At 43.5% G+C, this 19,464-nt stretch carries 15 protein-coding genes; 4 read left to right on the top strand and 11 right to left on the bottom strand.

Annotation, left to right across the window (positions count from 1 at the left end):
• Window positions 1–71 precede the first annotated feature (71 nt).
• Window positions 72–1,703 carry a family 10 glycosylhydrolase gene (locus MKY52_RS17555; RefSeq protein ID WP_341052564.1) on the bottom strand — a complete coding sequence of 544 codons (1,632 nt, stop codon included), beginning with the start codon at window positions 1,701–1,703 and terminating at the stop codon, window positions 72–74.
• Between the two features lie 303 nt (window positions 1,704–2,006).
• Entirely contained in the window at window positions 2,007–2,432 is a 426-nt protein-coding gene (gene mntR / locus MKY52_RS17550) for a transcriptional regulator MntR (RefSeq protein WP_042190488.1), read from the bottom strand.
• A 194-nt stretch (window positions 2,433–2,626) separates the two neighbouring features.
• Between mntR and splB the strand changes: the two genes are divergently transcribed.
• The gene (splB, locus tag MKY52_RS17545; RefSeq protein ID WP_339242876.1) at window positions 2,627–3,703 is read left to right on the top strand and encodes a spore photoproduct lyase; all 1,077 of its coding nucleotides are present in this window, start codon (window positions 2,627–2,629) and stop codon (window positions 3,701–3,703) included.
• Here splB and MKY52_RS17540 read toward each other — a convergent pair.
• The 8 genes from MKY52_RS17540 to MKY52_RS17505 all read right to left on the bottom strand — a co-directional run bounded on the left by MKY52_RS17540 (window position 3,700) and on the right by MKY52_RS17505 (window position 13,071).
• Window positions 3,700–4,413, bottom strand: a complete 714-nt coding sequence (locus tag MKY52_RS17540) for a cytochrome c biogenesis CcdA family protein (protein ID WP_341052561.1) — start codon at window positions 4,411–4,413, stop codon at window positions 3,700–3,702. The two genes, splB and MKY52_RS17540, sit on opposite strands and share 4 nt — an antisense overlap.
• 63 nt (window positions 4,414–4,476) lie before the next feature.
• Window positions 4,477–5,280, bottom strand: coding sequence for a metal ABC transporter permease (locus MKY52_RS17535; RefSeq protein ID WP_042194307.1), 804 nt, complete (start codon window positions 5,278–5,280; stop codon window positions 4,477–4,479).
• 230 nt (window positions 5,281–5,510) lie between these two features.
• Window positions 5,511–6,260 carry a metal ABC transporter ATP-binding protein gene (locus tag MKY52_RS17530; protein ID WP_042190495.1) on the bottom strand — a complete coding sequence of 250 codons (750 nt, stop codon included), beginning with the start codon at window positions 6,258–6,260 and terminating at the stop codon, window positions 5,511–5,513.
• A gap of 34 nt (window positions 6,261–6,294) precedes the next feature.
• On the bottom strand, window positions 6,295–7,293 hold the full coding sequence (locus MKY52_RS17525) for a metal ABC transporter solute-binding protein, Zn/Mn family (RefSeq protein WP_445670998.1): 999 nt from the start codon (window positions 7,291–7,293) through the stop codon (window positions 6,295–6,297).
• Between the two features lie 211 nt (window positions 7,294–7,504).
• Complete coding sequence (gene metG, locus MKY52_RS17520) at window positions 7,505–9,517, bottom strand: methionine--tRNA ligase (protein ID WP_076284468.1); 2,013 nt, start codon at window positions 9,515–9,517, stop codon at window positions 7,505–7,507.
• Between the two features lie 350 nt (window positions 9,518–9,867).
• A complete protein-coding gene (gene yidD / locus MKY52_RS17515; protein ID WP_042190501.1) occupies window positions 9,868–10,131 on the bottom strand; it encodes a membrane protein insertion efficiency factor YidD in 264 nt (87 codons plus the stop codon).
• Window positions 10,132–10,133: 2 nt separating this feature from the next.
• The gene (locus MKY52_RS17510) at window positions 10,134–10,595 is read right to left on the bottom strand and encodes a Fur family transcriptional regulator (protein WP_042190503.1); all 462 of its coding nucleotides are present in this window, start codon (window positions 10,593–10,595) and stop codon (window positions 10,134–10,136) included.
• A gap of 223 nt (window positions 10,596–10,818) precedes the next feature.
• Window positions 10,819–13,071: a copper amine oxidase N-terminal domain-containing protein gene (locus MKY52_RS17505; RefSeq protein ID WP_042190505.1), complete on the bottom strand. Its 2,253-nt coding sequence runs from the start codon at window positions 13,069–13,071 to the stop codon at window positions 10,819–10,821.
• Between the two features lie 350 nt (window positions 13,072–13,421).
• Between MKY52_RS17505 and MKY52_RS17500 the strand changes: the two genes are divergently transcribed.
• From MKY52_RS17500 to MKY52_RS17490, 3 genes are read left to right on the top strand one after another with little or no spacing between them, the layout of a single operon-like run.
• Window positions 13,422–15,191 (top strand): sensor histidine kinase, encoded by a 1,770-nt coding sequence (locus tag MKY52_RS17500; RefSeq protein ID WP_341052558.1) that lies wholly within the window; start codon window positions 13,422–13,424, stop codon window positions 15,189–15,191.
• 11 nt (window positions 15,192–15,202) lie between these two features.
• Window positions 15,203–16,447, top strand: coding sequence for a response regulator (locus MKY52_RS17495; RefSeq protein WP_341052556.1), 1,245 nt, complete (start codon window positions 15,203–15,205; stop codon window positions 16,445–16,447).
• 23 nt (window positions 16,448–16,470) lie between these two features.
• Window positions 16,471–17,748, top strand: a complete 1,278-nt coding sequence (locus MKY52_RS17490) for an ABC transporter substrate-binding protein (protein ID WP_341053451.1) — start codon at window positions 16,471–16,473, stop codon at window positions 17,746–17,748.
• An 82-nt stretch (window positions 17,749–17,830) separates the two neighbouring features.
• Here MKY52_RS17490 and MKY52_RS17485 read toward each other — a convergent pair whose 3' ends face one another.
• The gene (locus tag MKY52_RS17485) at window positions 17,831–19,429 is read right to left on the bottom strand and encodes an ABC transporter substrate-binding protein (RefSeq protein ID WP_341052555.1); all 1,599 of its coding nucleotides are present in this window, start codon (window positions 19,427–19,429) and stop codon (window positions 17,831–17,833) included.
• Window positions 19,430–19,464 lie beyond the last annotated feature (35 nt).

Here is a 19,464-nt window from a genome sequence, read left to right as displayed (position 1 = left end):
CCATAGATTCTATTGCTTATCTATGAGCACGGGGGAACATTCATGACTCCTTATGAATAACAGCTAAACTATTAGGATTTAAAATAAAAAGTCAGTAAGCTCGACAATCCGAACGGATTGCGGACTACGACGTCATTCGCTCTAAACATAATACTACCTGCAACCTCTTCGTACTTCTCATTATATTTGAGCTGATTAATAATTTGATCTCCACTTTGCCATTCAGCCTTTTGATCACTGGCTCCGACCTTATAACCAGCTAACCCGATGTAGAGTTTAACATTCGTATTCTCGACTTCTTTTACCCACCAATCAACTAACTTATCATAACGAGCTGTGCTAAAGGACAAACTCCAATAAATTTGCGGAGCGACATAATCAATCCAGCCCTGCCTAATCCATGTCCGAACATCCGCATACATGCTGTCATAAGCAGATACCCCTGCAGTCGTGTCCGAACCTGTACTATCATTTTTAATATTTCGCCATACTCCAAAAGGACTGATCCCATAAGAAGCCTTTGGCTTCACCTTATGAATCTGTTCTCCCAACTGACGGACAAATTCATTAATATTATCTCGGCGCCAATCAGCTTTAGAAAGCTTTTTCGTATTATAGATAGAATAAGCAGCATCATCGGCAAAAGTAACATTTGAAGGATAAAAGTAATCATCCAAATGGACACCATCGATATCGTAACCTTTAACCACTTCCATCACCGTGTCGATGATATGTTGGCGAGCCTCCGGAATACCTGGATTAATGTATTTCTTACCATCGGCATTCACAATCCATTCTGGATGTGCTTTTGCCACATGGTTACTTGCTAACGCTGAGGTGGAAGCATCCGTCGTTGCACGGAATGGGTTGAACCAAGCATGAAACTGCATGCCGCGGGAATGCGCAGCACTGACCATATAGCTTAGAGGATCATATCCCGGATTCTTCCCTTGTGTACCCGTCAATACCTTAGACCAAGGAACTAAAGTCGATGGATACAAACTATCTGCTGAAGGTCTAACCTGAACAAATACAGCATTGAAGCCAACAGCCTTTAGCTTGTCTAACAAATTATCAAACTCCTGTTTTTGTTTCGCTTCATTTCCTGCCGAAGACGTTGAAGGCCAGTCCAGGTTGAATACGGTAGAGATCCAAGCCCCCTTCATCTCCTTACCAGTCGATCCACCAGGGATAGTCGGTAACGTCGGCACTGTTGGTGTCGTCGGTGTCGTTGGTGTTTCTGGATCGACAGATTGTGGTGGTTCAGTGTTGGAGATCAAGGAAATATGCTTATTAACCTGATCCCATAACACCTGCAGTCCCAATTGCTCACTTACAAAACGAATGGGTACCATTACCCGCCCCTGCTTAATCTGCACGGATGTATCCAGCGCTACCGAAGTATCGTTTACCCATGCGTTTTTCAGGCCACTGGTCAGCTTAAGAACCGTATCTCCTTGAGTGATCGTTACAGTCTTACTATTTTGATTCCATACTACGCCGGCATTTAATCCTTTACTGATCACACTTATTGGCACCATCGTTACATTAGAAGTTGTGATATACGGAGGCACATCACTAACCAGCGCCTCTCCATCCAGTTCAATCGTAATTTGCACCGCTGCCGCGCGTGCACCAGGAGACCATAAAGGCAGAAACAACATAAGTACTAACAAGCTCAACATCCATTTACGATAATTCATAATTCCTCCCCAAATCTAAAAAATATGTATCCAAAAATAAGAAAAAACGGATAAATCCTTCAAGCAGATGAGAGAATGCCTCCTTCTAAAAAGGGGGTATCTGTCTCTGCAAAAAATATAAGAAGTACCGAATAAAACTCATACTCTCTTATATTTTTAAAAGGACTGTATCCGTTTTGACGCTAAAAACTGGGAAAGGTTGCACTAAACAAAATAGAAACGGCTATACTATCCACTGATTATGCTCACGAAAGCCTTGCTGCGCATAACTTTTAGGACAGTATCCGTTTCGGGAAAAACATTTCAAGAATCGCTTGTCAGTTCGTTGTGAATCGCATATAAAGTCTGTACACGTTCTTCGTCGCGGCGGAAATATTCTACCAATGTTTCAATACGCGTAATCGAATCCCAACTTAAGTGATGCTCGATTCCTTCAACATCATTATAAATGTATTCCTGCTGTACTCCGATCAATCCGAGGAATTCCTCCAATAGTTGATGACGATCAACCAGACGTTTTCCTACTTTTTTCCCTTTGTTGGTTAGGACAAGCCCACGATATTTCTCATAGATGAGATATTCGTCCTTATCCAGTTTTTGGATCATCTTGGTCACAGAGGAGGGGTGTACTTCCAGTCCCTCGGCAATATCCGAGACCCGCGCATAACCTTTCTCATCTATGAGCTTGTATATGCGCTCCAAATAATCCTCCATGCTGGGTGTTGGCATTAAACTTTACCTCTTTTCTATAATGAGCATGGCGCCGGGCCAAACCTTGCTCTAACAATGATACATGTTTCTAACGCACCTTGGCAAGTCCTTCAAAGGAACTTACAGATGAGTTGCACATGTTTACCATGCTTCTATTGGGGCTGAGTTAGACATAATAAACATACTCGTCATTCAAAAAGGAGCGTGAATTTATGACTATAGTGACGCCAGAGCCCTCTACTGTAAAAAGACCCAGAAAACCTACTGCACTTTTTCTTCCAGAGCTTGTTTTCTTCGAACCAAATGCTTTAAATTACCCTAAAGGTGAAAAAATAATGGAATGGGTAAAGGCTAACAATATCCCATACCGTATGACCACATCACATAATCGTATTATGAATTTCCCTGGTGAAACTGAGGTCGAGCAATATAAAATTGCCAAAAGAACGCTTGTTGTCGGCCTACGCAAAACTTTGAAATTTGACCAATCCAAGCCATCGGCTGATTATGCTATTCCCATTGCCACCGGCTGTATGGGGCACTGCCATTATTGCTATTTGCAGACTACCTTAGGAGCAAAGCCCTACATTCGCGTATATGTAAACACAGGTGACATTATAGATGCTGCCAAAAAATATATTGAGGAGCGCAATCCAGAAATCACCACTTTTGAAGCTGCCTGCACATCAGATCCTTTAGGACTTGAGCATATTACCGGCTCTCTGGCAGAACTAATTACATTTATGGCAAAAGAACCCCTTGGGCGTCTGCGCTTTGTGACCAAATACCAACATGTTGAACCACTGCTTGCTTTGGAGCATAACGGACATACCCGAGTTCGCTTCAGCGTCAACGCAGATTATGTAATCAAAAATTTCGAGCCTGCCACCTCCCGCTTTGAGGAGCGTATTGAAGCCGCTGGAAAGGTAGCACGGGCGGGTTATCCACTTGGCTTTATCATTGCTCCAATTATTTGGTATGACGGCTGGCAAGAAGGTTATGCTGAGCTACTGGCCAAGTTAGCCCAGACTCTCCCCCCTGAAGTCGGAAAAGGATTAACCTTCGAAATGATTCAGCATCGATTCACCAAAACCGCTAAGACGGTTATAGAGAAGCGCTACCCCAAATCCAAGCTAGAAATGGACATGGAGAAGCGTAAGAAGAAATGGGGACGCTGGGGACAAAATAAATATGTCTATCCAGATGAACAACAAACCGCCCTGCGAGAGTTTATCACAGAGCGGATATTCGAACATTTTCCAGAAGCAGGAATTGATTATTTCACCTAAAAAATGAGCCACTCTGGTGTGATTCCCTGTAGCCAAACTGTGATCCGAAACATTTGATCTGTAAAGAGCAGAACGCCCATAAATACCATGAGAACGCCACCAATCTTCATCAGCACATTTGAATATTTAAGGATACGTCTGGCTCCTCCAAGAAAGAAGGCTAAGACAAAGAATGGCAATGCGAACCCTATACTATAAGCCGTAATTAACGTAAACCACGTGCCTGGCTCACTTGCAGAAAGTGCGATAATCGCAGTTAAAATCGGTCCAATACATGGAGACCAGCCCGCTGAAAAACCGATCCCAAAAATAAAGGATCCCACATAACCCGCCGGCTTCCATTTTAAATCAAGCTTACGTTCGCGAAGTAGAAATTGCGGCTGAAAGATCCCAAGCAAAAATAATCCCATCACAATAATCAAAATCGCCGATAATTGCCGGATCAGATCACGCTGTCCATTAAAAAATTGTCCAAATAGTCCTGCACCAAATCCTAAGGTGTAAAAAACCGCTGAAAAACCTAAAATAAATGCCAATGTATGGGTTATTGTGCGTATACGGACCTCTTTGGTATTGCTGCCTGACTTCAATTGCTGAACGGATAATCCGGTAATATACGATAAATAAGAGGGATAAAGCGGTAAGCAGCAGGGTGATATAAATGATGCTACCCCTGCTGCTAAGGCTATTCCTGCATTGATATTAGACAAGGTAGCGGCTCTCCTTCCAGCATTCGAATCACTTCAGGGCATACCCTATATTTTATTCGCTGTTTATGCTGGCAAACCCTTTTTACCGATCAAAGTCAACACTAATAGTGATATGAGTAAAAGCACAATGGTTGCACCAGGGGCCAGATTCCAAACTCCTGCAACCACTAGTCCGCCTACAACAGCAATTTCCGAAATGATGACGGATAGAATGACCGAGGATTTAAAGCTTCGAGATAACAATAAGCTGATGGCCACAGGAATGGTCAGTAGAGCTGATACTAGCAAAGATCCAACAATTTTAATCGCAGTACTGATTACAAGCGCCGTCAGAATGGTAATCAACATGTTAAGCAGTTTCACTGGGAGTCCGCTGACACTAGCAGCATCCTCTTCAAAGCTAAGTAAGAAGAACTCCTTAAAGAACAGCGATACTACTACTACAACTGCTATCGTTACGATCCCTACTACGATTAAATCGGTATTGTCTAGCGTATAAATGCTACCGAACAAATAACTCATAACATCTGCATTATAACCTTTTCCTAAAGTGAAAAAGAGTGAGGCTAAAGCCACTCCGCCCGACATAATTATGGCTATCGAGAGCTCTGCATAACTCTTATAAGCCTTGCGCAGCTTCTCTATCGCGAAGGAAGCCACCACTGCAAAAATAAGACCTGCTCCCAGCGGGTAAAATCCTGTCAAAAAACCAAGTGCCACACCGGCAATCGTAACATGAGCCAGCGTATCCCCAATCATAGATAAACGTCTGAGCACAAGAAAAACGCCTATAAGCGGCGCTGTAATGCCAATCAGAAGACCGCCCGCAAGCGCTCGCTGAAAAAAATCGCTAAATAGAATTTCCAACTTTAACTCTCCTCCGTAGAACAATTGAAACATTTTTTAAAGCTTTTATTAAAATCTTTTTTCGATCCCTCCCAAGCCCTCCCTCCTAAGGGAGGGCCCCAAGGGCTCTGCCCTCTGGAACCCGTCAAGTGCAACTGGCGTAGGAGGTGGGGTTACTGAACATATCCGATGCTCTATGTACGCCCCCAATAATCGAAGGTTCCCTTTTACTACCAGAGTTTAACTATGACCTAAGAGAGCGTGTGCTGCAGGTTCTCCTCTGTACAATTCTGCAAATCATGAGAATGACGGGAGAAAAAGTTAATCTTACCGTTTGTTTGCACAGGTTCATTCCCTAAGTAATTCTTAATCATGTCAATATCATGCGACACCATTAGGAATGTCATATGATGATGGGCATGCATATGTGTAATTAATTCAAAGAATCCTGCTTGTGATTCAGCATCAATACCGACTGTAGGCTCATCCAAAATCAGCAGATCCGGATGGTTGATCAACGCACGTGCTAGAAATACACGCTGCTGCTGGCCGCCTGACAGCTGGCCTACTCTTTTCTCCGCAATATCCTGTATCCGCATCACTTCAAGTGCATCTTCGCACTGACGATGCTGAGCCTTAGATACTCTTCGAATAAGATTCTTGTTGTTGTACAAACCAGATAGCACTACTTCACGCACCGTTGCTGGAAACAGCGGGTTGAAGGCGTTCTTTTGTGGAACATAACCTATCCGTTCCCAGTCTTTAAATTTGCGGACAGGCGTTCCAAATAATTTGATTTCACCACTGCTTGCCGGAAGCAAACCGACGATCATCTTCATCAGTGTTGTTTTACCAGCGCCATTAGAACCAATGATACCAAGGAAGTCTCGTTCTCTTACACTATAGTTAAGATTCGAGATCACCTTCTGTTCACCATATGAAAAAGAAAGATCCTGTATATCGATGATATGCTGATGGCAGTCCAAGGATACCGATTGCATGCTTTAGCACCGCCTTTTCCTTATACTTTCCTTTTTATTGTAAAGCCATAATCAGATTTTGCAAATTTTTCTCCATCAAGGTGAAGTAGTTATCCCCGTTCTTTTCTTGCTCCGCAGTAAGACCCTCTACCGGATTAAGAACCATAGTAGACACACCAGCTTCAGCCGCTAACGTCTTAGCCAGTTTATCGGAGACAAGCTCTTCAAAAAAGATGTATTGAATTTTCTCCTCTTTAACCATCTTCGCCAGGTTTACTAAATCCTGTCCACGCGGCTCAGCGTCTGGGGATAATCCCATAATCGCATGCTGCTCAAGCTTATAGTCACGGGCAAGATAGGCAAAAGCTTGGTGCGAAACTACAATTTTGTGGTTAGGCAGCTTGGTAAGCTCCTGTTCAAACTTACTATCCAAAGCCTGTAAACGTTCAGCAAGCTTATTGTAACGCTCTTCATAACCATCTTTATGCTCAGGGTCCACAGATTGAAGACTTTCTTTTATATTGCGCGCCATGATGATCGCTGATTTCGGACTTACCCAGGTATGTGGGTCCGTATGAAGGCTGTCCTCAGAAGAATGGCTATTATGATCAGCATCATCTTCGTGATGATCCTCTTCGCCGCTTCCCCCATGATCATGTCCGTCACCTTCATCGGTCATTATTAAATCAACACCTTTACTTACTTCAACAGCTTCCACTTTACTGCTGCTATCAAGTCCTTTTAGAAAATTAGGAACCCATCCCTCAAGCCCTGCTCCATTGTACAAGAACAATTGCGCTTTGGAGGTATTGACAATATCCTGACTGCGTGGTGTCCAATCATGCGGCTCTACACCAACCGGAAGAAGATTAATGGCATTTATATCATCTCCGCCAATTTCCCGAGTAAACTCATAAATAGGATAAAAAGTAGTTACAACATTTACTTTCCCTTCAACTATACTTCCACTGCTCTTTGGTCCACATGCAGTGAGTGTAAATACAAGCACCAATGCAAGTATAAGCAGACTTATTCGTGACTTCATAGCAACCATTAAATTGATCTCCCTCTCAAATCGTAATCTTTACTATTAGAAGTATAATAGTAATCATTACGATAAGTCAACAATAAATCCTAATAAGATGATTCTGAATTTTATCCCTGCTTATACGTTGAAAAAAGGAATGTTCCCACAGCCTAGCTGGCTGAAGGAGCATTCCCTTTCTTATATAACAATTACATATATAGATTCTACATAACGAATCTTACTTCACAATAGCTCCATTTGGCATGCTATCTGGTACTGTGGCGATGGTTAACTGGTCACCTTTAGAAGCCGCTAAAATCATCCCTTGGGACAATTCTCCGCGCAGTTTCACTGGCTTCAGGTTCACAATACAAATCACTTTTTGGCCTACCAGCTCTTCCGGTGTGTAAAACTTCGCGATACCAGAAACGACTTGACGCTGCTCATAACCTAGATCCAGCTGCAGCTTCAGCAGCTTGTCGGCTTTCTTCACAGGCTCAGCTGCAATGACCTGAGCTACCCGAAGCTCAGCCTTGGCGAAATCGTCGATGCCGATCTCTTCTTTATGCTCTTCCTCAGGCTCGGATACCACAGGAGCCGCAGGTGCTGCTTCGGTCGCTTCAGCAGCCGGTTTACCAGCGCCCATGGCTTCGGCGATATAAGCTACCTCTTGCTCCACATCCAGACGAGGGAAGATTGGATTGCCTTTCACCAGCTTTGTTCCTGCCGGAATCAGACCAAAGGTCTTGCCGCTGTCCCATGTCGTTAATTCACCAACTTCGATGCCAAGCTGTTCCCAAATCTTCGCTGGGGTTTGCGTCAAGAACGGCTGCAGTAGAATGGAAGCGGTGCGAAGACCTTCCACAAGATGTCTCATTACGGAAGCCAACTCAGCTGTTCTGCTCTCATCCTTAGCAAGCACCCAAGGCTGTGTCTCATCAATATATTTATTGGTGCGGCTGATAAAGATCCCGATCGCTGTTAGCGCTACGGAGAACTCCATTTTTTCCATCGCTTCTTCTACTTTGGCATAAGTATTCTCTGCCGCAGCTTGAAGCTCACCATCAAATGCTGTTACATTTCCTTCATACGCTGGAAGCTCTCCACCGAAATACTTCTCTACCATCGCACCTGTCCGGTTCAACAGGTTACCAAGGTCATTAGCAAGATCATAGTTAACCCGATCTACAAAGCTTTCAGGTGTGAATGTACCATCCGAACCAAACGGTACTTCCCGTAGCAGGTAATAACGAAGTGCATCCAGGCCGTAACGATCAATTAATGTAACTGGATCTACTACGTTCCCTTTGGATTTTGACATTTTGCCATCCTTCATGAGCAGCCAGCCATGAGCAAATACCTTTTTCGGAAGAGGCTCACCCAGCGCCATTAGAATGATTGGCCAGTAAATCGTATGGAAACGGACGATTTCTTTGCCGACAATATGCACATCAGCAGGCCAGAAATTATCGTACAGACTTCGATCCTCGGAACCGTAACCCAAAGCAGTAATGTAATTTGTCAATGCATCGATCCATACGTACACTACATGCTTTTCATCGCCTTTAACCTTAACACCCCAATCGAAAGTCGTACGGGAAACCGCAAGATCCTCCAGACCAGGCTTTATAAAGTTGTTGATCATTTCGTTTTTACGGGATTCAGGCAAAATAAACTCCGGATTCTCCTCATAAAATTGCAGCAATCGATCTGCATATTTACTCATCCGGAAGAAATAACTCGCTTCCTTCACCAGTTCAACCGGATGACCGCTATCAGGGCTTTTTGCACCAATGATTACGCCATTGTCATCTCGAACGATATCAACCAATTGTGTTTCTGTATAGAAGGTTTCATCCGGAATACTGTACCAGCCTTCATATTCGCCTTTATAGATGTCACCTTGCTTGAGCAGTCGATCAAAAATATCCTGAACAACCTTTTTATGACGCTCTTCCGTTGTACGGATGAAGTCATCATTGGAGATGTCTAGCTTGCGCCATAATTCCTTAATGCCAACAACGATGTCATCTACGAACTGCTGAGGGGTTTTACCTGCTTCCTCTGCCTTCCGTTCAATCTTTTGACCATGCTCGTCTGTACCTGTAAGATACCTTACATCATAGCCGCGTAGACGTTTGTAGCGGGCCATTGCATCTCCAGCTACGGTAGAATAAGCATGTCCGATATGCAGCTTATCACTCGGATAGTAGATAGGTGTAGTTAAGTAAAAAGTTTTCTTTTCGCTCATTGATTAATCATCCTTTCTTTCATAAAAAGACAAAAAACTCCCGCCCCTTTAATGGGGCGAGAGTATAACTCACGCGATACCACCCAAATTTCCTGTCTCTTCACAGAGATCAGGCTTCGCCAGTTCCCTCTCGGGAACTGTCCATTAACGCTGGAACACGCCGTTATCTTACGTGAACCTCAATTGCAGTTCCCGCTCGAACACAGTTCCTCCCGGACCATATTCAATCTAACGCTCCATACCGGCTTTCAGCTCGTTCCGGCTCTCTGTAATGGGCGTACCGATTTACTCATCCGTTCCTCGGAATTCATACTATTACCTGTGAATATACCCAATGGCAAGGGCTCGTGTCAAGTCGCGCGAGCAGAATCCTTCTTCGTGGGGTGTTCCTCAAGAGGCGGAACCGGATCAAGTCCCCCTGGATTGAAGGGATGGCATCTAGCAATCCGCTTGGCAGCAAGCCATGAACCTTTAAGTGGACCATGGACTTCAATAGCTTCTAGTGCATAGGCAGAGCAGGTTGGATAGAAGCGACAAGTGGCAGGCTTAATCGGGGAAATGTACTTGCGGTACACCCGAATGGGAGCCTGAATCGTTCTACGAAGGGTCGCCATTCTTAGACCCCTTTTTTGCGATTAGCTGCTGCGACTAGTTCTTCTTCCCGGTTCTCTTCACATTCCTTGCAATAACCGAACACCTCAAATTTATGCTTGACTACCCGGAATTGATCAGGAGTATCCGTTAAATTCATCGGGCAGAAATTAATCGGGTAGGTTTTCTCGCATTGAAGGCAGATCATATGATGATGGTGATCCTGATGATTACAGCTTCCCTTGAATTTCACTCCGTCTTCAAAGACGATTTGTTCAAGTACACCAAGCTCTTCCATTACACGCAGATTGCGGTACACGGTATCAAAGCTAAGTCCGCTATACTTGCGGCCCATATGCTCATAGACATCCTTCGCTGACAAATAACCCTTATTCTCGCCGAATAACTTGGCAAGCGTTTTGCGTTGGTCGGTGATTCGCAGACCTTGCCCCGACATGACCTCTAATATTTGTTCTGTCGACAGCATACGCTCATCTCCCATAACATTTCAGTTCATTTATATTTCACTCTCTTAATAATGCCCCAAAATAAATGCCCCGTCAATGAAACAACCAAGCGTATGAGCGCTCATCAGAGTAAAATCATACATATAAATACAAAAAGTCCAGCTGAGTATTCCTTTGCGGAATATTCAGCCGGACTTTTATTTCAGGTGAATCCCAAATAACTTAATGGATGAACCTATTTTGTTATTTCTTCGCTGGCAGCGGTGTAACCAGGAAATTCACCGGCAAGTTACTACCAGAAGCTGCTGTGAACAAAATCTCCACGGAGCCGCCATAGTCGCCAGTACGATAAATCACACTGTTCATGTCAGCACTAGAGAGACTTCCTGAATTCGGCATTTGTACGATTTGACCATTAACCATAACTGGTCCCATGTAATTACCGCCACGTGGATTAAACGTAATCAATGAATTAGGTGCAACACGGTCAAATTTGATTTTGTATAACACGCCGAAATTACCTGCATTGGATGCTTCAGTACCATTCATTGGGTCTACACCGGTCAAATTCAAATCACTCGAATTGTCACCGAGAAGAAGTCTCGCAGGAGTTGTTCCTACTTCGTCGGTAACCGTGATGATGCGTGTAGAATCAGCATAAGTTCCTCGGTTATGCACGCCATCACGATCCAATATTGGAAGTGTAGGAAGTGTAGTTAGAGGATCTTTATTCGCTTCGATCATCATGACATTATATTCAATAGGATAATCGCTAAATAAATCCGCTTGGAGGGATACAATCTCGCCTGGTTTCATTGCAATTTTGTTTAGATCCGTAAGAATCGATACGCTTTCTCCTGGTTGAAGGACTGTTGTCTTATAATGTTCCCTAGTAATCATAGACTTCCAGTAACGTTCCACAGACATTTTACCAGTGCCTTCTGGAAATGAACTTGGACCGCCAAAGCCTACATACTCTGTTGTAATTGTAGTAGGGTACAGATTGTTATTCTTAGCAATCACATACACCTTCGTTTTAATATTCATATTATTCTTGTGGTGGACCAAGAAGCGAGTTCCGCCGAATGATGTTTCTTTATATGTGATACCTTCCGTATTCACTGTTTCTGGACTATTACTGCGAATAAGGTTATATGGCTCAGAAGAAAGATTATAGGCTACCTTCTGCCAAGTTGGAACCATCGATCCGTCGATGTTAAATACGCTACCCGGAGCACCGAATAATCTATAGAAATCTTCTTTACTGTACAAGATTTCATCTGAAATATTGATGGTCTTCTCAAAAGTGCTGATTGCGCCATGTGAATCTTTGACTTGAATAGCGACTGTTGCTGGACCTGGTGTAAAGAAAGCTTCTGCTTTGTTCGTCCAAGTCACTTCAATTGGATCACCGTCTGGGTCGCTGCTTAGATCCGAATAAGTGATCATTTCACCCATCTTGTAAGAATCTTTGTCTGTCGTGAAATTAGCGACTGGCGGTGTATTTGGTTTTAGTACGTTGATGGTCACAGAGTAAGGATCACTCCACTGTCCATTCGCATCCATAACGGAATAGGATACTACATAAAATCCTGGTGTATCATAGATATCTTGCTTATTTCCTTCCCAGCGTTCATCGACAATGGCCGTACCATTCGGTGAAGAGCTGGAAGTTACAAAATTCACAGGATCACCAGCATAAATTTCAGTTGGCACTGTAAAAGAAGCTTTTGGCTTCGTGTTCAGCGTAAGAATTACTCGTTTTTGCACATTATCAACGGTATAAGGAATGCCTAATGCCCCGGTGATGGACGTCAAAGGAACCATGAATGTACCATTAGTTTGGTAAGCTGGACCTTTCATCGTCACATTTTTACCATTAACGGAATAGATCTTACTGTCCGTTTTAAAGCGCATTACGTCGCTTCCTTTGGTAACAATGGTCTCTTTCGTTTTATAATCGTAAATGTATTTCACACCTACGCGTTCTACCATAGCTCGGATCGAAACGTATGAGACGCCATTCTTCACGGCCATTGGCTGATTAGCCAAATACTCAACGCCGTTTTGGTACATTTTGTTGCTGTTCATCATAAGTACAAGCTGATTACTAGCTGCAGCACGAACACCATCCGTTGGTGTAGGTTGTGTAGTGGTTTCAGGTGTTGCACTTGGGAGTGGTGTAGCAGTTGGTGCAGTTGTTGCTGTAGGTTCGGATGTTGTTGTCGGTTCAGTTGTTGTCGTCGGTTCAGCTGTTGCCCCAGGGATTGGAGTTGGAGTTGGTGTAGGTGATACGACTCCCCCTGGTACCTCAGTTGGCATTGGCGGCAATGGGTCAGTAGCTTCTGGCATTACATCCGTCGCAGATGTGGCAGCTGCTCCTACTGCATTGGTATTACCTGAGGTACTATTGACAGATTCAGCAAAAGCCGGCACTGCCGAGGCGGCCTGAGATATGGCCAAAACAGCAACTAACGTTAATTTCTTCAAATCCATGATATGACTCCTCTGCTCCTATTTGTAAATATAAGTAGGTCTCTGTCTTTTTCATACTCCTCTTATATTCCCCGCAAAAACGCAACCGCTCTCAGCGGAGCGGAAGATTGCTTTTTGCCACGTTCGTTATAACAAAACATAGTATTAGACGCATCCGACCGCAAAAAGTTTCATTTTAAAGTAAAGAAAGATTAACCCAGTATTAAAACAAGCAAAAACAACCTTTCATCCGCTACCCGAAAAATATGAGATTATCCATATAAATATGTGTATTTTACAGCAAGGTATATTCGCTTTCATTTGCTTTTGTTACAATGTATGGAAGAATATCTTTTTATGCGGGTGATGACATGTCCAAGAAAATCTCCATCCTCGTTCAATTAATCATGGGTTTCTCACTGATCATTTTCACTATCGTAGCCTTTACGATTTTTTTGTCCTACCGATCGTCATCCCAAGCCGTTCTTAACCGGTCGAACCAATATATTCTGGAGTCCGTCAAACAGCTTCAAGGTAAAATGGACGCTATTCTTCAAGATAACGACAAACTCTCTTCTACGATCATGTTCAGTCCCTTGATTCAAGAAACACTAGGAGACTTAGCAGAATCCCGCACACCTCCTACTGACGCTATGGATATCACCCGCTACATCGATCAACAGACACGTTCCATCAATTATGACATCCAGTTCAAGCTGCTCGGACTTTCAGATAATCAGGTATATACCAATAGCAGCTCCTTAAAAGTAATCTGGGACAGCGAGAGAGAAATCCGCGGCGCCTATTGGTTTCCAGCTATAGCCCAGAATAACGGCCGTATGCTCTGGTTTGGTGTAGATGTATGGCAGAACGGTACGATCCCTGTGGTCATGGGAGCTAGGCAAATTAATGATTGGAATGATTTAAATCGGCTAGGAACCCTATTTCTCGTCCTTCCTGTGGAGGTTATCCATAACGCTGTCAGCCAATTTCATCTTGGTAAGAATGAGAAAATTCAAATTGTTGATTCCTTCAACACCATTGTTTATTCCACCGATCCAGATGAGATAGGTCTGTATATGGATGATAGAATTCTAAGTCAATTCAGTAATCATAAAGCACGAATCATCCCAAATACCATAAACTCCCGCAATATGTTCGTATCCTACGCTTATTCCCCCTACAGCGAGTGGAGCATTTTTGCTTACATTGATTCTAAAGAAGCTGTTAAAGATTTAAATGGCATTCGCAGAAATATTATTTTAATTGGCCTGTTCGGGATGGCCGCAGCGTTATTATTTACCTTCTTTTTCTCGTGGACACTGTCTAAGCCGCTTCGTAATCTCGCAACCAAGCTAAGCAACGTCGAACGCGGAACCACGCTACCGTTTGTAAAAACAACCATGAATAAAGAAATGGCTATCCTATACTCAAGCTATAACTCCATGCTTCAAAACCTAGACCATACGATTGCTGACCTCTCAAGCAAACAAATCAGTGAAAAACAAGCTCAGATCGTAGCTCTTAAAGCACAGTTTCGCCCTCATTTTCTCTACAATACATTGAACACCATCTATTGGTCACTGGCTAATAAACATATGCGAGAAGAGTCACAGATGGTTATTGCACTAAGCGATTTGCTTCGATACAGCATTGATCGTGGATCGGAATTTGTTACGGTTGAGGAAGATTTACAACAACTAGAAAGGTTCATTTACCTGCAAAAACTACGCTACGAGGACAAACTACAGGTTGATCTGCACGTGAATCCTGAGGTCATGAATAGGCAGCTCATGAAGCTAACCCTTCAGCCCCTTGTAGAGAATGCTATCACGCATGGACTTGAACCTACACTGCGCGAAGTATGGCTTATACGTATTCGGGCCTATAGTGAAGGCAACTCACTTGTGCTAACAGTAGAAGATAACGGAGAAGGCATGAGCGAGGCAAGAATGGCAGAGGCCTTAATCAGCGGCGAGGTTAATCCGGAGAAGCTGCTCCACACGGGTATCGGTCTCTCCAATCTGAATCATCGTATAGAACTAATCTATGGACATGGATTTGGCCTTCATTTATCAACCAGCGAGCTCGGAGGCTTACTCGTAAAAGTCACTGTTCCATTACAGTTCGATCAAGGGTAGGGGGCGAAGTGATGAAAGTGTTAATTGTTGACGACGAAAGTTTTGTCCGACGATCCCTGTCAGACATGCTGGGAAGTGCGAACCATAATTTTAGCATCATTGGTTCAGTAGAGAACGGATTAGAAGCGATACAACTGTTAAAAGAGCAGGCAGTCGACCTTGTAATATCAGACATACGTATGCCTGGCATGGATGGACTCGAGCTTTCTAAGCATATCCATGAATGTTACCCTGACACCGAGACGATACTGCTCACTGGTTATCAGGATTTCTCCTATGCCAGCCAAGCCATAAGGTACGGTGTACGAGAATATCTGGTCAAACCAAATTCAGTTGAAAATATCCTCGAAGTCGTAACAAGTGTGTATGAACGTCTGGAATTGAAGAAGCAACACAGGCAAGTCTCGCAGCTGCGAGAAAAGAACCTTCGGGAGAAACGCCTTTCTGATCTACTTTATGGCATTCCATTACCCTACTTTGAAGAACAGCTCATACCTCCCTTTCATTCTTTTGTCATCATTACTGTAAATCACCTAGGTGATGTTATGCCACAGTACTGGTCTGAACAAGCGATGTATGCAGCCGTAATCAATATATTAGAAGAGTGTTTTTCGCTTTACGCTAATGTTGTCGGCATTCAAGAGGAGCAAGAAGCGATAATCATGTTGTTTTATCCCCATGAACAATCCGAAAGAATCGATGAGGCACTAACTCAGGAAATGATGATTAAGCTGTCTAGCCTCTTGAAATCACCTTTCTGCGCGGGTGTCTCCAACCCTCACTATGATCTTGGAGCCCTCGCAACAGCTTATCATGAGAGCCTGCAGGCATGCCAACAGCTCAAAAAGGATAGTACCCGACCCGTTATCTATTATAGTGATGTATCCATGTGCTCAGCTTCTCCACAGCTTACGGAACAACTACAGGTAAAGGCTACACGCAGGGTAATCTCTATGATGATTGAGGCTATGAATTCGCGACTCCAAGAGAACCTCTCTCTCAAAATGATTGCAGATGAATTATACATGAATCCAACCTATCTGGGCCGTCTGTTCAAAGACGATGTAGGAGAATGCTTCTCTAGTTTTCTTACCAAGCTTCGTATTCAAAAAGCGATAGAACTGTTAAATAATGTTACGCTCAAAGTTTACGAAGTTAGCGAATTAGTTGGCTTTAAAGATCCTGCGTACTTCAGCCTCATATTCAAGAAATACATGGGTATGACTCCTCAGGAATTTCAGAAGCACAACAAATAAAGACGAGGTGTGTTCTCTTGCATGTGAATGCTAAGCTGTTGACTATCCTGTTAAGCTTTGGATTGCTGCTTCATACAAGCGGTTGCCAGATCTCTCCTTCTAAGGAAGATATCGACCTTCAAGACCCGATCCAGCTGAACATCTGGCTTACGGCTGGATCAGGTCTTGAGCCGCTTATAGCAGAGTATCAATTGCAGCATCCCGAGCTAGAAATCCATATTCAGACCTCAACCTCCACGCAGCTTCCCGCCAAGCTGCAAACTTCATTCGCAGCAGGATATAGTTCCCCTGATGTGGCGGCCATTGATATTAGCTATTTGGATCGTTTCAAACAGTTCCCCGATTATTTTTATAATCTAACAACATTTGGAGCGAATGATCTAAAGAATCAATTTCTGAGTTGGAAATGGCAGGAGGTGCTCGGTAATGATTTTATCTTCGGATTACCGACTGATATTGGTCCCTATGCTATGTTGTATCGAACTGACATATTCGCGTTATCTGGACTCCCTACCAAACCTGAAGAAGTAGCAAAGCGAATCCAAACTTGGGACCAATTCCTCAAGGCCGGCACTAGAGTCTATGAGGCAACAGGCAAAGCCTTTGTCAATGACTTAGAGAATCTTTATCTAACCCTTCTGCGTCAGTCCAAGCTTCAATATTACAGCCCCACTTCCCAAGAGCTGATCATAGGAAATAATCCAGCAGTAAAAGGGGCCTGGGACTTTGCAATTCAAGCTCTGAAGCTGAATCTATCCGCAGGTATTGCTGTAGATACACAGCGCTGGGGCGCAGGTCTGCTAAACGGCGACTTTGCAGTGATGCTCTGTCCTGCTTGGATGATTGATCATATCAAGAGTAGTGCTCCAACAGCCAGCGGATTATGGAATGTAACGACCATCCCAGGAAATAGCGCTAATCGAGGAGGTTCCGTCCTTACCTTGCCTAGAACAGGCAGTCATCCAGAGGAGTCATTCGCGCTTATCAAATGGTTAACCGAGCCCGCACAACAGCTAATTTCATTTAAGTCAGAAGGGGCATTTCCCTCCACGTCCGAAATTTATGACGATCCAGAGATTCATAACTTGTCTGATCCCTATTTTCCTAATTCGGAGGTTGGACGTGTCCTCTCTACAGCAGCACAAGAAGTAGTTCCCACCTACTACGGTCCGCACCACGCCGATGTAGAAACAAATATGCTCGAGTATTTAACCAAAGCCGAGCAAGGTAAGCTAGATCCCGAGCAGGCTTGGTCACTTGCCATTCAGGTAGCGCAAAAAATAGATACTTCTTTCCGCTAACCTATTCACCAAGCGTACAATAAAGGCTATCCCCAGCGCAGTAATCATGCCGGGGATAGCCTTTTAGTTTCATTTAAAGTATTTATTTTTGAGCAGCCAAGAAAGCATCTAATTGTTTTTGTTTCTCTGCAATAATCTTATCAAGTCCGGCTTTCTTCAGCTTGTCGGCGTACTTAGTCAATACGGTATCGGGATCAACAGAACCCGTATCCAAACTGATATCGTATTCATCCATTACAGCTTTACAAGCTGCCATTTCAGTCTTCATAGAGGATGCGTCGAAGTTAAAACCGAGCGCAACAGAAGCTTTACCTTTGGAGTTGAAGGCCTTGAATTGCTCCCATTTGTCTGGAGCTTCACTTTCCCATACAGGATTCAGGAATTGGCTTCCAAGCATCCAGGCGGCAGCGGTATTATAGTCACCCGTTTTGTCAGTAGCTTTAATCGTATCACCGCTAACAACATCATAATGGACACCTTTTACACCAAATACGAGCAGATTATTGATTTCTTTATCCGTGTGCAAAAGATCTAATACCATCATGGCACGAGCTGGATCACCCGAGGAAGCGGAGATCGCTAACATTGATCCTGCTGCATCACTAGTAGAAATCGTCGGTTCGTTAAAAGCAATTTGTTTCAGTTTTCCGACCAAACCTGTAGCATTAGCCAATTCACTATCTTTACCAGGTTTAAGTGATTGTACTGTCATAAAGACATTACCGGCCTTCATTGCATCTTGCGTTGAATTTGTAGCCACAGCCGCATCTTTGTTAATATAACCTTTCTTCATATATTCACGAGTAAGTTTAATGATTTCTTTATAACGATCCAGTTCAATCATGGATTGGATTTTAGTATCCGATGAATCCTTAAGCAGAACGCCCGGAATTGAAGCATCACCAAGCGTATCGTACTGCGCCATGTACTGGGAGTTAAAAGTCTCTCCTTGCTTGAAGTACAGTGGAGTTAGGTCAGGTCTCTTCTCCTTTACGACTTTGAGCACGACATCCAAATCTTGAATGGTCTTTACATTCGACATATCAATACCCAGTTCATCAGCAATATCGGAGCGATAAACGATCCCGCCTTGTGCTGCTAGCTCCTTATTCGTAGGAACGGCATAATTCACACCATTGATCGCAGAACCTTTTAAGAATTGCGGGTCGAGATTTTTAAGAATCCCTTGGCCATATTCATTCAATAGATTACCGTACTTGCCGCTATCATCATTAAGTGGGAGGTAAGCACCTTTAGCTGAATTGGTTACATAATTTTTCCATTGGGCTGTAAAAATAATATCAAATTTCTCCTGACTGGCAATCTTCAGATTGACATCATTGTCCCATGGACCCCAGTCGATCGGTGCGATATCCAATTTGGCGTTAATTTTAGGTTCCAGAAGCTTATTGATAGCGTCTTCTACAACCTGCTCATCCTTTTGAACGGCACCGACATAGATTAACTTAACAGTATAAGGATCTAATTTCTTCTCCGGTTCAGCTGTAGGATCTGCAGCGGGCTCATCTGTTGCCGCAGCATTGGTAGCGGTTGCATTTTCACTTGGCGCTGGTGAGGCTCCTTCATTATTCCCGTTATTCCCTCCGCATCCAGCTAAGCTAAGACTGAGTACTACGATAAGCATCAGCGTTAAAAGTGTGCTTGTTCGAATAGCCTTCATGTACACCATAACCTCCCTCAAAATATTTACATATG

It is taken from the genome of Paenibacillus sp. FSL P4-0184 (assembly GCF_038004625.1).
In the GTDB taxonomy this organism is placed as follows: domain Bacteria; phylum Bacillota; class Bacilli; order Paenibacillales; family Paenibacillaceae; genus Paenibacillus_AQ.
Note: the sequence above shows the minus strand (reverse complement) of the source record. Positions and strands in the feature narration are given on the sequence as shown.

Bases quoted from the DNA above. Each gene is read 5' to 3' on its own strand.
- MKY52_RS17530 (WP_042190495.1), bottom strand. From the start codon at position 6,260: ATGCAATCGGTATCCTTGGACTGCCATCAGCATATCATCGATATACAG.
- MKY52_RS17555 (WP_341052564.1), bottom strand. From the start codon at position 1,703: ATGAATTATCGTAAATGGATGTTGAGCTTGTTAGTACTTATGTTGTTT.
- MKY52_RS17525 (WP_445670998.1), bottom strand. From the start codon at position 7,293: ATGGTTGCTATGAAGTCACGAATAAGTCTGCTTATACTTGCATTGGTG.
- metG (WP_076284468.1), bottom strand. From the start codon at position 9,517: ATGAGCGAAAAGAAAACTTTTTACTTAACTACACCTATCTACTATCCG.
- splB (WP_339242876.1), top strand. From the start codon at position 2,627: ATGACTATAGTGACGCCAGAGCCCTCTACTGTAAAAAGACCCAGAAAA.
- MKY52_RS17500 (WP_341052558.1), top strand. From the start codon at position 13,422: ATGTCCAAGAAAATCTCCATCCTCGTTCAATTAATCATGGGTTTCTCA.
- MKY52_RS17495 (WP_341052556.1), top strand. From the start codon at position 15,203: ATGAAAGTGTTAATTGTTGACGACGAAAGTTTTGTCCGACGATCCCTG.
- MKY52_RS17510 (WP_042190503.1), bottom strand. From the start codon at position 10,595: ATGCTGTCGACAGAACAAATATTAGAGGTCATGTCGGGGCAAGGTCTG.
- MKY52_RS17485 (WP_341052555.1), bottom strand. From the start codon at position 19,429: ATGAAGGCTATTCGAACAAGCACACTTTTAACGCTGATGCTTATCGTA.
- yidD (WP_042190501.1), bottom strand. From the start codon at position 10,131: ATGGCGACCCTTCGTAGAACGATTCAGGCTCCCATTCGGGTGTACCGC.
- mntR (WP_042190488.1), bottom strand. From the start codon at position 2,432: ATGCCAACACCCAGCATGGAGGATTATTTGGAGCGCATATACAAGCTC.
- MKY52_RS17505 (WP_042190505.1), bottom strand. From the start codon at position 13,071: ATGGATTTGAAGAAATTAACGTTAGTTGCTGTTTTGGCCATATCTCAG.